Genomic DNA, 13,189 nt, shown 5'->3' on the forward strand with positions numbered 1-13,189 from the left:
TATCTTCTTTTCCACGATTACCGGCCGAACGGAGTAAATTTATCTTCGATTTAGAGGAATCAAAGAAAATGAACCTGGACAAGTTTGATCTGGCCATTCTGAAGGTGCTGCAAGAGAACGCGCGCGCCAGCCTGAACGACATCGGCGCGGCAGTGGGCCTGTCGTCCACGCCGTGCTGGAACCGCATCAAGCGCATGGAAAGCGCCGGGGTGATCCGCGGTTACACCGTGGACATCGATCCGGCCAGCCTGGGCTTCATGGACACGGTGATCGTGCACGTCACGCTGGAAAGCCACAGCGAGGAAACGCTGTACGAGTTCGGCCGCGCGCTGGCGGCCATCCCCGAAGTGCTGGAGGCCTTTCTGGTGTCGGGCGACTACGACTACTACATCCGCATCGCCGTGCGCGACACCCGCGACTACGAACGCCTGCTGCGCGAACAGCTCTACCGCATCCCCGGCATCCGCCACAGCAAATCCTGCTTCGTGCTGCGCCGCCTGAAGGAAACCATGCTGCCGCTGACCGGGCCGGCGGGGTAAACCGCCCTCAACGCAGCACGAACCCCACCGGTTCGGCCGCTTCGGGCAGCGGACGCACGCCCAGGCCCTCCAGGAGGTCGATCTCGATCACGCGGGCCAGCGCCGACAGCGGCAGGTCGTTCTCTTCCAGGCCGAAGGGGTCTTCCAGCTCGTCGCCCAGCGCGTCCAGCCCGAAGAAGGTGTAGGCGATGATGATGACCGCCACCGGGGTCAGGTATTCCAGCGTGCCCACCAGGCCGAACGGCAGCAACAGGCAGAACAGCCATGCCGTGCGATGCAGCAGCAGCGAATAGGCGAACGGACAGGGCGTGAACTTGATGCGTTCGCAGGCGGCCTGGATGGCGGCGCACTGCGCCACGCGCTGGGTCAGGCCCTGATAGAGAATGTCGCTGAGTTCGCCGCGCCGCAGACAGGCCGCCAGGTCGCGGTTGATCGCCATGAGCAGCGCGTCCGGCACATTGCGGCAACCGGCCAGCGTGTCCAGTTCGTCTTGCTGCACCCAGGGGCGTACGGCCTCCACCATGTCCTGGCCGCGCAAGCGCGCCGCCAGCCCGTACCCGAAACCGATACAGCGCCGCACCAGCCGTTCCTGCACCGGGTTGGCCGTGCTGGCCGCCAGCAGCACCGCGCTTTCCCGCGCCAGGCTGCGCGCCTGCACGATCAGGTCGCCCCACTGCTTGCGGGCTTCCCACCAGCGGTCATAACAGACGTTGTTGCGAAAGCCCATGAAGACCGACAGCGCCAGGCCGAAAAGCGAGAAGGGCACCGCGGTCAGGTGCGCGGGCGAAAACAGCTGGCGGTGGTACATCCACACCACCACGCAGGACAGCAGCGTGATGACGAGAATCCGGCTGAATATGCGCGGGATGATGGAGCCGCGCATGATAAAGAACAAGGCCAGCGCAGAGGGACGCGGACGGACGATCATGATGAATATCAAGTAAGGACAAGGCGCGCTCACTATACGCCTGTCGTCCTGTCAAAGACGCGTCGATATAATTCTGTTTCGTCTCACCGCTTTCACCAGGCCTCCATGACCTCCGAAGACACCCCGATCAAGCCCTGGCATGTCGTCCGCCGCTCCAAGCTGCACGGCAACGGCGTCTTCGCCGCCCGCAAGATCCCCGCGGGCACACGCATCATCGAATACGGCGGCGCGCGCATCAGCGCCAAGGAAGCCGACCGCCGCCACCCGACCAACCCCGACGATCCCTTCCACACCTTCTTCTTCGCGCTCAGCTCCGGCCGCGTGATCGACGGCGGCGACGAAGGCAACGACGCCCGCTGGATCAACCATTCCTGTGAGCCCAACTGCGAGGCCCAGGAAGGCAAGCACGGCAAGCGCGTCTACATCGTCGCCTTGCGCGACCTGCCGCGCGGCACGGAACTGTCGTACGACTACGGCCTGGTCCTGGACGGCCGCATCACCAAGGCGCTGAAGGAAGGCTACCGCTGCCTGTGCGGCACCCCCCCGTGCCGCGGCACGATGCTGGCGCTGCCGAAAAAGAAAAAGAAGAAAGCAGAAACGCCCGCAACGGCAAACGTCGTGGAAGCGGCCGAAACCGCCGAATCGGCAACCGCGGCAAAAACACCCGCCACGGCAAAGTAAAGACAGTCCCACCTCCAGCTGACGCGTCCCCAACCGCGCGCAGCGCCCCCCGCACCCGCAAGACACCCCAATGCCAAAAACGGCCGCCCGCGCGGCCTTTTTTGGCGACCCCGCAAGATCCTCCATCTCCACACCGCCCGGCAGAAAAATGCCAAGCACACCCCCCGCCCCAGAGGCGGTGAAGTGTCGAAACCAGAGCCTGGCGCGGGGGCGGGCCGGGGGGCGAGGGGAGTCGATGCGCCCAAGGGAATCTGAAGGAACTGCCAAAGGCAGTGACGAAGATGACGCAGGGGCAGTCCGGAGCGAAGGCTCCGGACCGCAATCGTTGACCCGCGCCCCCCGGCCCCCCCCCCCCCCCGGCGCCCCAAGAACCCACCCATCCCCCGTCCCAAAAAGAACAAACCCCCACCCGCAATAAGCATATTCCGACACAAAATCCCGACAGGCGTACAATCCAGAAAGTCGTTAACACGACATGCAGTACGTCTTCAGGGCGGGGTGCGATTCCCCACCGGCGGTATGCCATGCAATGTGGTGAGCCCGCGAGCGCCCGGCGTCCTTCACGGACATCGGGGTCAGCAGATCTGGTGAGATGCCAGAGCCGACGGTCATAGTCCGGATGAGAGAAGATGTGCCGGCACATTCCCGATTGCCCGGGCGCACCTGCGCCCGGACGACCGTATTGCGTTCGGCTGTCGATTAGCCCTGAAACGTTTTTCGCCCCCTTCATTTGCGAGAGCGTTTCAATGTCCACCCTCAATACCCAGCAGTCCCTCCCCAGCCTGGCTTCACAGCCCTTCGCCGCTCGTCTGCAGCGCGCCCTGCATCATTTGCGCCTGGGCCGCCCCGTCATCCTCATGGACGACTTCGACCGCGAAAACGAGGCCGACCTGATCGTCGCCGCCGACAAGCTGACCGTGCCCGTCATGGCCCAGCTGATCCGCGACGGCAGCGGCATCGTCTGCCTGTGCCTGCCCGGCGAAACCCTCGACCGCCTGGAACTGCCCCCGATGGTCCAGCGCAACCAGAGCCGCTTCGCCACCGCCTTCACCGTTTCCATCGAAGCGCGCGAAGGCGTCAGCACCGGCGTATCCGCCGTTGACCGCGTCACCACCATCCGCGCCGCCATCTCGCCTTCGGCCCAAAGCGAAGACATCGTCAGCCCCGGCCACGTGTTCCCGCTGCGCGCCCAGCCCGGCGGCGTACTGACCCGCCGCGGCCACACTGAGGGCTCGGTCGACCTGGCCGTGCTGGCCGGCCTGCGCCCGGCCGGCGTGCTGTGCGAACTGATGAACGCCGACGGCACCATGATGCGCGGCGCGTCGCTTGAGCGCTACGCCGCCCAGCACGGCCTGGTGGCGCTGACCATCGCCGAACTGGCCGACCATCTGCAAAAGCTCAAGGACGGCCAGGCCGAAACCGTGGACGACGAAGTCCTGGAAATGGCTGCAACCGTCTAAGTCCGGCAAACGCATCAGGGCCGTGGCAAACCACGGCCCTGATGCATGAACACCCGATGCGTCATGCCCGGGCAGGGCGCCTCAACGCCAAGGCCACGACAACGGCGGCCAACGCGCACGTCCCGCCCATCAGATACACCGCGCCATATCCTTGCGCACCCGCGAGCCAACCCGCCGCCGGGCCGCTGATGCCCAGCGCCACGTCCAGGAACGCCACATACGCCCCCATGGCTGCGCCCCGGCTTGCCGCCGGCACGCGGCGCACGGCTTCCACCCCAAACGACGGAAACGCCAGCGAATAGCCTGCGCCGGTCAGCAGCGCGCCGCCATACGCCCACAGCGGCGTGGCGCCCGACCAGATCAGCCACTGGCCCACGGCCTCGACCACCACGCATACCAGCGCCACGCGCGCGCCGCCCAGCTTGTCCGGCAGGCCGGCAAAGAACACCCGGGCCAGGATGAAGCCGACCCCGAACGCGCTGAACATCCACGCCGCGCCATCCCAGCCGCGCTCCGCGAAGAACAGGCTGACGAATGCGGTGATGACGCCGAACCCCACACTCGTCAACGCCAGGCCCATGCCCGGCAACAGCACCATGCCCAGCACGCGGTAGAAGGGCGTGCGCACGCCGCCTACGGCCGCCACCCCGCGCTGCGGCAGCACCAGCGCCAAGGCCGCCAGCGGAATCAGGACCGTCGCCCACGCAATGCCCGCGAATCCCGCCGCGTCATACAACCGCATGCCGGCGGGCGCGCCCAGCGCATACGCGGCGTAGATGGCCACGCCCACCCAGGCCATCACGCGCCCGGCATTCTGCGGCCCCACGCGGCCCACGCCCCAGCTGAGCGCGCCGGTGGCGATCAGGCTTTCCGCGCATCCCATCAGCGCGCGGCCCGCCAGCAAGACGGCCAGCGCCGCCTGCGGCTGCGACGAGAGCGCCTCGGCCAGCACATACAGCAACCCGGCCGCCACACCCAGCACAAAGCCCGCCACCACGGCGCGCTTGGCGCCACGGCGATCGACCAGCGCGCCGGAATACGCCCGCGACAACAAGGCGGCGGCGAACTGCAGGCCCGCCACCACGCCCACCACCAGCGCACTCATGCCCAGCGTGCCATTCACATACAACGGCAATACCGGCATCGGCAGGCCGACCATGAAAAATCCGATGAACACCGCCAGGACCAAGGGCAGCAACTGCGCAAACACGGAGCGCACGGGTCCGTGGGCCGCGGGCAATGCCGCGGCCGTCGAAACGTTCGACATGAAAAATCCTTGAAAGGGTCATGACAATCCGAAACCATCGCGGAGAATTCGTCGATGGCATAATCCGCGCTTGCGGGTGACAAATCGGATTGCCTGCTGCAAATTTTATGAGCCGAAGCTCAGGTTTGATACTCGCCTTTCCACGCATCCATGACCGACATCCCACAGCCCCGAAAATCGCCGCGCCAGCTTAGATCGCAGCACACCGTCGACACGATCCTGCAGGCGACGGCTCGCGTTTTGGCCGCCAACGGCTATGCGGGCACCAACACCAACCTGATCGCCGAAACCGCGGGCGTCAGCGTCGGGTCGCTGTACCAGTACTTTCCGAACAAGAACGCGTTGATCGCCGCGCTGCATCAGCGCCACGACAACGAGATGCTGGATGTCATCGACAACGTGCTGAACAGCAACCCCGCGGCCACGCTCGAAGAGCGCGTGGCTGCCATCGTCCAGGCGATGCTGCACGCGCACCTGCTGGAGCCCGCGCTGCACCGCGTGCTGGAACGCGAGTTCCCGCTGTTCGACACGCCGCGCGAACACAGCCTGGCCGATCAGGACATCCATCGCCGCATGCGGCACTTGCTGGAACTGCACCGCGCAGAAATCGCGCAACAAGACCGCGACCTGGCGACCTATGTGGTGCTGCGCATCATGGAATCGCTGGTGCATGCGGCAGCGCTGGAGCCGCCCGCCGGGTTTTCCCCTGCGCAGCTTGAACGGGCCGTAGTGGATGCGGTGATGGGGTATCTGGCGACGCCGGGCGGCGCCGCGCCGCGCAAGAAGGCAAGTGCTGCCAAGGCCGGCAAACCCGCGGCGGCGGCCAAGAAAGCCACGCGCCGGAAAACCGCGGCGTAAACGGCCGGCCCGCAGTTAGCGGTTAGCGATCAGCGGCTGGCGTCTTCGGCCATGCGGGCCAGGCAATCCGATGCCTTGCCCACCACGATGCGGGCGCTGCACGCCAGCATCAGATTCAGGTTCAGGCCGAAGTCTTCCACGGTGTAGCCCTCGGCATCCACCATGCGCGACACGCCGTCGTCGGCCGCCGCTCCCACCGCCACCTGGTCGACCAGCGAGCCGGCCTGGCTGGTATAGCCCCACACGGGCTTGCCGCAGGCAATGGCGTAGCCCACTTCAAAGGCGGTACCCGAATCGGGTTCGGCGCCGCGGAAGGCATTCAGGTTGGCCATCACCATGTCGGCGCGCCGGATCAGCGCCACGTTCTCGCGGTAGATCCACTGCGCCAGCGCGGGGCCCGACAAGTCCTTGGGCGCCATGTTGTCCAACGGAAACAGGCCGTCGAAACCGTAAGTGGCGCAAAGCGCCTTGAGCCGCTGGCCATGCGCCACGGCATCGGGCAGGAATACGTCGAAACCCGCGAGATACACGCTGCGCATAAGGGCTTACTCCGGTTCTGAAACGTTGAAGGCTTCGCCGGTGGCGAAAAACGAGCCGCCGGCCAGGTAGTGGACCGAACGCCGGTCGTCGTGCGGGAAGTGCCAGCGGTTGTCCGAAAATACGTCCGGCGCCGCCCACGCGGCGACGACCTCGCCGATGAACAGATCATAAGCCTGTTGGTTGTGCGGTTCGGGCACGACCTTGCATTCCAGCCAGCCCAGGCAGCCGGCCACCAGCGGCGCGCCGATCTTGCTGGCGGGAAACGTCGACAGGCCGCTTGCCTGGAACTTGTCTTCACCGCGCCCCGATTCCGAGCCCACCTTCAACGTGGCGGCCGCCTGCGCGCGCGACGGGATGCACAGCGCGAATTCCCCCGACGCTTCGATCAATTCTCGCGTGTAGGTGTTCTTGTCCACCACCACCAGCATCTTGGCCGGGTTGAAGTCCAAGGGCATCGCCCAGGCGGCCGCCATGACGTTGCGCGCCTCGCCGTGGGCGCTGGTCACCAGCACCGTGGGCCCGTGGTTCAGCAACAGGTAAGAGCGGGGCAGGTCGACGGCTTGGATGTTGGACATGGCAGGGGGGCTTAAAACATGCCGTTCTGATTGGCGGGGTTTTCGGGGATTTCCTGGCTGACGTCCCAGTGCTCGACGATCTTGCCCTTATCCACACGGAAGATATCCACAACCGCCTGGCCGCGGTCTTCCGGCGAATCGCGCCACTGGTTGTGGATCACCACCAGGTCGCCCTCGGCGATCACGCGCTTGATCTCGACGATGGCTTGCGGATGCTGGTCGAAATAGGGCGGGAAGAAATCCACCATCGGCCCGACGCCGTCGCGCATGTAGGGGTTGTGCTGCACGTAGTTGGGGCTGACGTACAGGCGTACCGCCTCGTCGATCTCGCGGTCCTGGAACATCATCCGGAAGAACGCCGTGACGATCTCCTTGTTCGACTGGGGCGCAGCCGCAAGCGCTGGCGCGGCTGCCAGGCAGTGGGAGGCGACCAGCGCACAGGCGGCCAACGATTTCAACTTCATACGCATACAGGACAACTCAGGATGACGCCGGCTGGCGGCCTGCCAGTTTACAAATAAAAACGCAGGTTCCGACCCTGCCGCACAATGAAAAAAGGAGCCCTTGACGGGCTCCTTTTTCCTTGCCTGGCGGGCGGATCAGTATCCGACGGTGAAGCGGCGGCGCGAATGCTTGGGCGTCTCGATCTCGTCGGCCAGCGCAATCGCATAGTCTTCCATCGAGATCCAGCTCTTGCCGTCGTCGTCGGCCAGCAGATAGTCGTCGCCGACGCGGAACGTGCCCGTGCGCTCGCCCGGCTCGAACAGCGCGGAGGGCGACAGGAAGGTCCAGTTCAGCACCTTTTCCTGGCGCAGCGTATCCAGGAACACGACGCCGGCGCGGGCCTCAGGCTTGTAGGCGTCGGGGAATTCCGGGGTGTCGATCAACAGCTTGCCGGGCGCCACCAACAGGCTGCCCGCGCCGCCCACGACCAGCAGGCGCGGCACGCCGGCGTTCTTCACGGCGGCCAGCAAGGGGCGCGCGTCGGTCGACACGAAACGCGTGGCACTGACGACGGCGTCGTGGCCGGTCAACAACGGCGTCAGGGTTTCGGGATCAGTGGCGTCGCCCTGCTGGATAGTCAGGCCGGGCTGCGCGTTCACGTCGGCCGGATTGCGGGCAATGCCCGTCACCTGGTGGCCGCGTTTGATCAATTCGTCGGCCACGCGGGAACCCACGCGGCCGGTAATTCCGATCAATGCGATTTTCATGGTCTTGCTCCTTGGGAGGGAAGCCGGAGCGGGCGGCGCACGATGCGCCGCAACACGCTCCGGTTCAGGCGAATCCATACTATTCGGTCAAATCCGAACAAAAAACCCAATAAACTGGAAGAGTTTTTTGCAATTCATGCATCAATCGGCCGAATTCAACCTGCGTTGCGCTGCGCCTGATAGACCTGCAAGTGCGAATACGCCACCCGCAGATAAGTCGCGTCCACGCCCAGCGTGCGGGCGCGCCGCACCATGTCGCCCACGATGTGGTCGGCCTCGACCGGCAGGCCCTGGCGCAGGTCGCGGAACATGGACGCCGTCATGGGTTGCGTGCGGTCGCTCATCAGCTTTTGCGCGAAGGCATCGGCTTCGGGGCGGACCGCATGGCCGGAAGCGGCCGCCACGGCTTGCGATTCCTGCAGCAGGTTCTTCAGGATGTCGATGCCGTCGTCGGTGGACGCGATCTGTCCGATCGCGCCGCGCATCAGGCAGGTGCCGGCGGCCAGCGTCGTCAGCATGACGTACTTTTCCCAGATGTCCTGGTGGATGTCTTCGCTCAGGCGGCTGACGTATTCGCCGCCGGCCAGCGCTTGCTCCAGCGCCACGCAGCGTTCGCTGCGGGCCGGGCCCGCGCGTTCGCCGAAGACGATGCTGGCATGCTTGCCCAGGTGCACCACTTCGCCCTCCGGGCCGAGCGTGGCGTTGATCTGGCACAGCCCGCCCAAGACGCGGTGCGGCTCGAATTCGCGGTCCAGCACGTCGTATTGCAGCACGCCGTTCATGATGGGCAGCACCGCCGTATCCGGGCCGACCGCGGGGCGGATGGCGTCGATGGCGCTGGCCAGGTCATAGGCCTTGCAGCTGAGCACGACCACGTCGTACTGGCCTTGCAGGGTCTGCTGCGTGGCAAGCTTGGGGTGCAGCGTGGCGTCGCCGAACGGGCTCTGGATGCGCAAGCCCTGTTCGCGGATCCGGGCCGCGCGCGGTTCGCGCACCAGGAAGGTCACGTCCGCGCCCGCCTGGGCGGCGCGTCCGCCGAAATAACCGCCGGTGCCGCCGGCACCCAAGAACAACAACCGCATTTGTCTCTCCTGTAGCTGCCCGCCTGTTTCGCGGGCTGATACGGAATTATGCGCTTGGCACGGCGGCCGGCGCATCCTGCAAGCGCCCGCTGCCCACACGCCGGACAGGCGCTTTCGGGAGGCGGCCGGCTCAGACTGCGTGGTTGTGTTCCGCCCAGGCTTCGTAGCCGCCGCGCAGCGCCCAGGTCTTGGGATAGCCGGCCGCGCGCAGGCGCGAGGCCAGCAGCGCAGCCGACACTTCGTTGGGGCAGGCGCAATACACCACGATGTCGGACTCCAGCGCGCCCGGGTCCAGCGCCGGCAGCGGCGCCTTCAGGTCCACGGCGATGGCGCCCGGAATGCGTTCGGCATCGCGCTGCGCTTCGGGACGCACGTCGAAGACCACCGTGTTGCGGCCGTCCTGGCGCCATTGCATCAGTTCGTCGACGGACACGCGGGGGATGACGCGCAGGCTGCGCAGCAGGATCCGGCGGCGCAGGAAACGCGTGAGGATGTACAGCGCCAGCACCGCCGCCAGCACGCCCAGGCCCATGGCGCCGTAGGTGCCCAGGATTTCCAGCACGTCGTTGACCACGCTGTGGAACAGGCCGCCCAGCAGCAAGGCCGAACCCGCCCAGATCATGGCGCCCACCAGGTCATAGAGCAGGAAGCGCCGGTAGGCGGTGCCCGTCAGGCCCGCCATGACGGTCGACAGCGCGCCCGCGCCAGGCAGGAACTTGCACACCAGCAGCGCCCGCACGCCAATGCGCAGGTACAGGCGCTGCGTCTGGCGGATGCAGGAATCCTGCGACAGCGACATCTTGCAGATCACGCCCAGCAGGCGCGCGCCGTAACGGCGGCCGGCAACATACCAGAGGGAGTCGGCCAAGAGGCAGGCCACGGTGGCCGCCAGCCAGGGGGTCAGCCATCCCGCCGCGCCGCCCAAGGCGCCCGCCGCGATCAGCATGGGATAGGCGGGCACGGGCAGGCCCGCCTGTTCGACCAGGACGTTCGCGAACACCAGCCACCCGCCGTACTGCTCGAGCAGCAATTGAATGTCTTGCATGGACCTTCCAGCTTGCCGCGCGGAGCGCAGCTTATCTCTCGATTTTAGGCGCGCCGCGGCCCGTCAGGCGCGTTGCCGGCGCTTCATGCACCGCAACACGGCGTTTCACGCGCGGCACGTCCATCCCGTGGGACACGGCGCACCATCTTGGTGCCACGTTTCCCCGCCGAGGTGCCTATAATCCTGCCCGTTCATCAGGTTTCCCCGACTTGTCGCAGGAATGCCTCATGGCATACAACTTGCTTCGCCTGGACTGGCTGCGCACCGACCATTCGGATGGGACGCGCCCCCGGCGCCCCCATCCCCATGACTGATCCCACGCCTACGTTTTCGTCCGCTTGCGCCGACCCTGCCTGCCGGCGGCCGCAGCCAGGCATCCGCATCGTCGCCCCATCGGTTCCCCCTTTCCATCCCCGCGAAGGAGTCTCCCGCATGAAATCCCTGTCCACCCCGTCCGTCGGCGGCATCGCCCGCCGCGGCCTGCTCAAGCTGGCGGCCGCTGCCGCCGCTGGCGCCTTGCTGTTCTCGGGCGCGGCGCAAGCCCAGGCCCCGGCCAAGACGAAAGTCGCCGCCATCTACACGGTGCCGGTCGAGCAGCAATGGGTGTCGCGCATCCACAAGGCGCTGACGGCCGCCCGCGACCGTGGCGAGATCGAATACACCTTCTCGGAAAACGTCACCAACGCCGACTACGAGCGCGTCATGCGCCAGTACGCCGAGCAGGGCAACAAGCTGGTGGTGGGCGAAGCCTTCGCGGTGGAAGCCGCCGCCCGTAAGGTGGCCAAGGACTATCCGCAGACCGCCTTCCTGATGGGGTCCTCGGGCAAGCCGCAGCAACCCAACTTCTCGGTGTTCGACAACTACATCCAGGAACCCGCCTACCTGACCGGCATGATTGCCGGCGGCATGAGCAAGACCGGCAAGATCGGCCTGGTCGGCGGCTACCCCATCCCGGAAGTGAACCGCCTGATGCAAGCCTTCATCGAAGGCGCCAAGGAAGTGAACCCGAAGGCGGAGTTCACCGTGACCTTCATCGGTTCCTGGTTCGATCCCCCGAAGGCCAAGGAAGCGGCCTTCGCCATGATCGACAAGGGTGCGGACGTGCTGTACGCCGAACGTTTCGGCGTGTCGGACGCGGCAAAGGAACGCGGCAAGCTGGCCATCGGCAACGTGATCGACACGCAGCCGCAGTACCCGGAGACGGTGGTGGCATCGGCGTTGTGGAGCATGGAGCCCACGATCGACGAAGCGCTCAAGCAAGTGAAGGCCGGCACGTTCAAGGCGGCCGACTTCGGCCAATACTCGCTGATGAAGCACAACGGTTCGTCGCTGGCGCCGCTGGGCACCTTTGCGTCGAAGATCCCGGCCGAGCTGATCGCCCGCGTGCAGGCCAAGCAAAAGGCCATCCTGGACGGCAGCTTCACGGTGCAAGTCGTCGACAAAGAACCCAAGTCCTCGGCACGATGAACCAAGCGCCTCTCGCCCTGCAACTGACGGGGATCACCAAGCGCTTCGGCAGCCTGACGGCCAATGACGATATCTCGCTGACGCTTCGGCAAGGCGAAGTCTTGGCCCTGCTGGGCGAGAACGGCGCCGGCAAATCGACCCTGGTGTCGATCCTGTTCGGCCACTATGTGGCCGACGCCGGCAGTATCGACGTCTTCGGCAAGCCCTTGCCGCCCGGCCGGCCCGACGCCGCGCTGGCGGCGGGCGTGGGGATGGTGCATCAGCACTTCACCCTGGCCGACAACCTGACCGTGCTGGACAACATCATGGTCGGCACCGAGTCGCTGTGGAAGCTGGCCTCCGGCCGCGGCGCGGCGCGCCGCCGGCTGGTCGAGCTGGGCCAGCGCTTCGGCCTGGGCGTGGACCCCGACGCGCGCGTGGGCGGGCTTTCCGTCGGCGAAAAGCAGCGCGTCGAGATCCTGAAAGCGCTGTACCGCGGCGCCCGCGTGCTGATCCTGGATGAACCCACCGCGGTGCTCACGCCGCAGGAAGTGCAAGACCTGTTCGCGACGCTGCGCGGCTTTGTCGACGAAGGCTTGGCCGTCATCTTCATTTCGCACAAGCTGGACGAAGTGATGGCCGTGTCGCGCCGCGTGGCGGTGCTGCGCCAGGGCAAACTGGTGGCCGAACGCGACACCGCCGGCACCAGCCCCGCCGAACTGGCGGAATTGATGGTGGGCCGCAAGGTCGTCATGCCGCGCGCCGAAGCGGTCGCCGCCGCTGAACAAGCCGCGCCGGTCGTGACCTTGTCGCAGGTCACCGTGCGCGACGGCCGGGATGGCGCGCCGCGCCTGGACAGCCTGGACCTGGTGGTCCACAAGCACGAGATCGTCGCGATCGCGGGAGTGGCCGGCAACGGCCAGCAGGCGCTGGTGTCGGTCCTGACCGGCCTGCGCCAGCCGTCCGACGGCACGATCCGGCTGGGCGCCGAACACGCAGCCGCGCCGACCACACCGGCCGGCTGGACCGCGGCCCGCGTCGGCCGCATTCCGGAAGACCGCCACGGCGAAGGCATGATCGGCGACAGCCCGCTCTGGGAAAACGCCATCGTCGAAGACCTGAAGGACAAGCGCTTCGCGCGCTACGGCCTGATCCGCGCCCGCGCCGGCAAGGCGTATGCGGCCTCGCTGGCCAAGCAGTTCGACGTGCGCGCGGCCTCGCTGGACGTGCGCACGCGCAGCCTGTCCGGCGGCAATATGCAAAAGCTGATCCTGGGCCGCACCTTGGCGCGCGAACCGCGCTTCATCGTGGCCGACCAGCCCACCTGGGGCCTGGACATCGGCGCCGTCGCCTACGTGCGTGAGCAGTTGCTGGCCGCCCGCGCGCGCGGCGCCGGCGTGCTGCTGGTGTCCGAAGACCTGGAAGAAATCTTTGCCCTGGCCGACCGCATCGCCGTGCTGTGCGGCGGCAAGCTGGTGGCCGTCAAGCCGGTGGCCGACTGGACGCCCGCCACCGTCGGCCTGGCCATGACGGGCACCCGCGCATGACGGCCCAGTC

General features: G+C 66.6%; 14 protein-coding genes and 1 riboswitch. Of the genes, 6 read left to right on the forward strand and 8 right to left on the reverse strand.

Features of this window, described 5'->3' with window-relative positions; genetic code table 11:
• Positions 1-68: 68 nt before the first annotated feature.
• Positions 69-539: an Lrp/AsnC family transcriptional regulator gene (locus tag CEY09_RS18935; protein ID WP_006227770.1), complete on the forward strand. Its 471-nt coding sequence runs from the start codon at positions 69-71 to the stop codon at positions 537-539.
• A gap of 7 nt (positions 540-546) precedes the next feature.
• On the opposite strand, the gene CEY09_RS18940 is transcribed toward CEY09_RS18935, so the two are convergent.
• A complete protein-coding gene (locus CEY09_RS18940; RefSeq protein WP_006227769.1) occupies positions 547-1,467 on the reverse strand; it encodes a bestrophin family protein in 921 nt (306 codons plus the stop codon).
• A gap of 105 nt (positions 1,468-1,572) precedes the next feature.
• Between CEY09_RS18940 and CEY09_RS18945 the strand changes: the two genes are divergently transcribed.
• Both CEY09_RS18945 and ribB read left to right on the forward strand, forming a co-directional pair.
• On the forward strand, positions 1,573-2,148 hold the full coding sequence (locus CEY09_RS18945; protein WP_088589847.1) for an SET domain-containing protein: 576 nt from the start codon (positions 1,573-1,575) through the stop codon (positions 2,146-2,148).
• Between the two features lie 480 nt (positions 2,149-2,628).
• Positions 2,629-2,783: riboswitch (FMN riboswitch) on the forward strand.
• 111 nt (positions 2,784-2,894) lie between these two features.
• The gene (gene ribB, locus CEY09_RS18950; protein ID WP_006227767.1) at positions 2,895-3,608 is read left to right on the forward strand and encodes a 3,4-dihydroxy-2-butanone-4-phosphate synthase; all 714 of its coding nucleotides are present in this window, start codon (positions 2,895-2,897) and stop codon (positions 3,606-3,608) included.
• Between the two features lie 61 nt (positions 3,609-3,669).
• Here ribB and CEY09_RS18955 read toward each other — a convergent pair whose 3' ends face one another.
• Positions 3,670-4,875, reverse strand: coding sequence for an MFS transporter (locus tag CEY09_RS18955; RefSeq protein WP_088589848.1), 1,206 nt, complete (start codon positions 4,873-4,875; stop codon positions 3,670-3,672).
• Positions 4,876-5,025: 150 nt separating this feature from the next.
• Between CEY09_RS18955 and CEY09_RS18960 the strand changes: the two genes are divergently transcribed.
• Positions 5,026-5,733 carry a TetR/AcrR family transcriptional regulator gene (locus CEY09_RS18960; protein WP_088589849.1) on the forward strand — a complete coding sequence of 236 codons (708 nt, stop codon included), beginning with the start codon at positions 5,026-5,028 and terminating at the stop codon, positions 5,731-5,733.
• Between the two features lie 29 nt (positions 5,734-5,762).
• Here the strand turns inward: CEY09_RS18960 and CEY09_RS18965 are convergent, their stop codons facing one another.
• The 6 genes from CEY09_RS18965 to CEY09_RS18990 all read right to left on the reverse strand — a co-directional run bounded on the left by CEY09_RS18965 (position 5,763) and on the right by CEY09_RS18990 (position 10,186).
• The gene (locus tag CEY09_RS18965) at positions 5,763-6,272 is read right to left on the reverse strand and encodes a nucleoside 2-deoxyribosyltransferase (protein ID WP_088589850.1); all 510 of its coding nucleotides are present in this window, start codon (positions 6,270-6,272) and stop codon (positions 5,763-5,765) included.
• Positions 6,273-6,278: 6 nt separating this feature from the next.
• Positions 6,279-6,848 carry a flavin reductase family protein gene (locus tag CEY09_RS18970; RefSeq protein ID WP_088589851.1) on the reverse strand — a complete coding sequence of 190 codons (570 nt, stop codon included), beginning with the start codon at positions 6,846-6,848 and terminating at the stop codon, positions 6,279-6,281.
• A gap of 11 nt (positions 6,849-6,859) precedes the next feature.
• Entirely contained in the window at positions 6,860-7,318 is a 459-nt protein-coding gene (locus CEY09_RS18975; protein ID WP_052017960.1) for a nuclear transport factor 2 family protein, read from the reverse strand.
• Positions 7,319-7,447: 129 nt separating this feature from the next.
• The gene (locus CEY09_RS18980) at positions 7,448-8,059 is read right to left on the reverse strand and encodes an NAD(P)-dependent oxidoreductase (protein ID WP_088589852.1); all 612 of its coding nucleotides are present in this window, start codon (positions 8,057-8,059) and stop codon (positions 7,448-7,450) included.
• A 155-nt stretch (positions 8,060-8,214) separates the two neighbouring features.
• Positions 8,215-9,141: a 2-dehydropantoate 2-reductase gene (gene panE / locus CEY09_RS18985; RefSeq protein WP_088589853.1), complete on the reverse strand. Its 927-nt coding sequence runs from the start codon at positions 9,139-9,141 to the stop codon at positions 8,215-8,217.
• Positions 9,142-9,271: 130 nt separating this feature from the next.
• Positions 9,272-10,186: a DedA family protein/thiosulfate sulfurtransferase GlpE gene (locus tag CEY09_RS18990; RefSeq protein ID WP_088589854.1), complete on the reverse strand. Its 915-nt coding sequence runs from the start codon at positions 10,184-10,186 to the stop codon at positions 9,272-9,274.
• Between the two features lie 432 nt (positions 10,187-10,618).
• Here CEY09_RS18990 and CEY09_RS18995 point away from each other — a divergent pair, with 432 nt between their 5' ends.
• Positions 10,619-11,653 (forward strand): BMP family protein, encoded by a 1,035-nt coding sequence (locus CEY09_RS18995; protein WP_088589855.1) that lies wholly within the window; start codon positions 10,619-10,621, stop codon positions 11,651-11,653.
• Entirely contained in the window at positions 11,650-13,179 is a 1,530-nt protein-coding gene (locus tag CEY09_RS19000) for an ABC transporter ATP-binding protein (RefSeq protein ID WP_006227757.1), read from the forward strand. Before CEY09_RS18995 ends, CEY09_RS19000 begins: the two co-directional genes overlap by 4 nt.
• The last annotated feature ends 10 nt before the right edge of the window (positions 13,180-13,189 follow it).

It is taken from the genome of Achromobacter marplatensis (genome assembly GCF_002209535.1).
Lineage (GTDB): Bacteria > Pseudomonadota > Gammaproteobacteria > Burkholderiales > Burkholderiaceae_B > Achromobacter > Achromobacter marplatensis.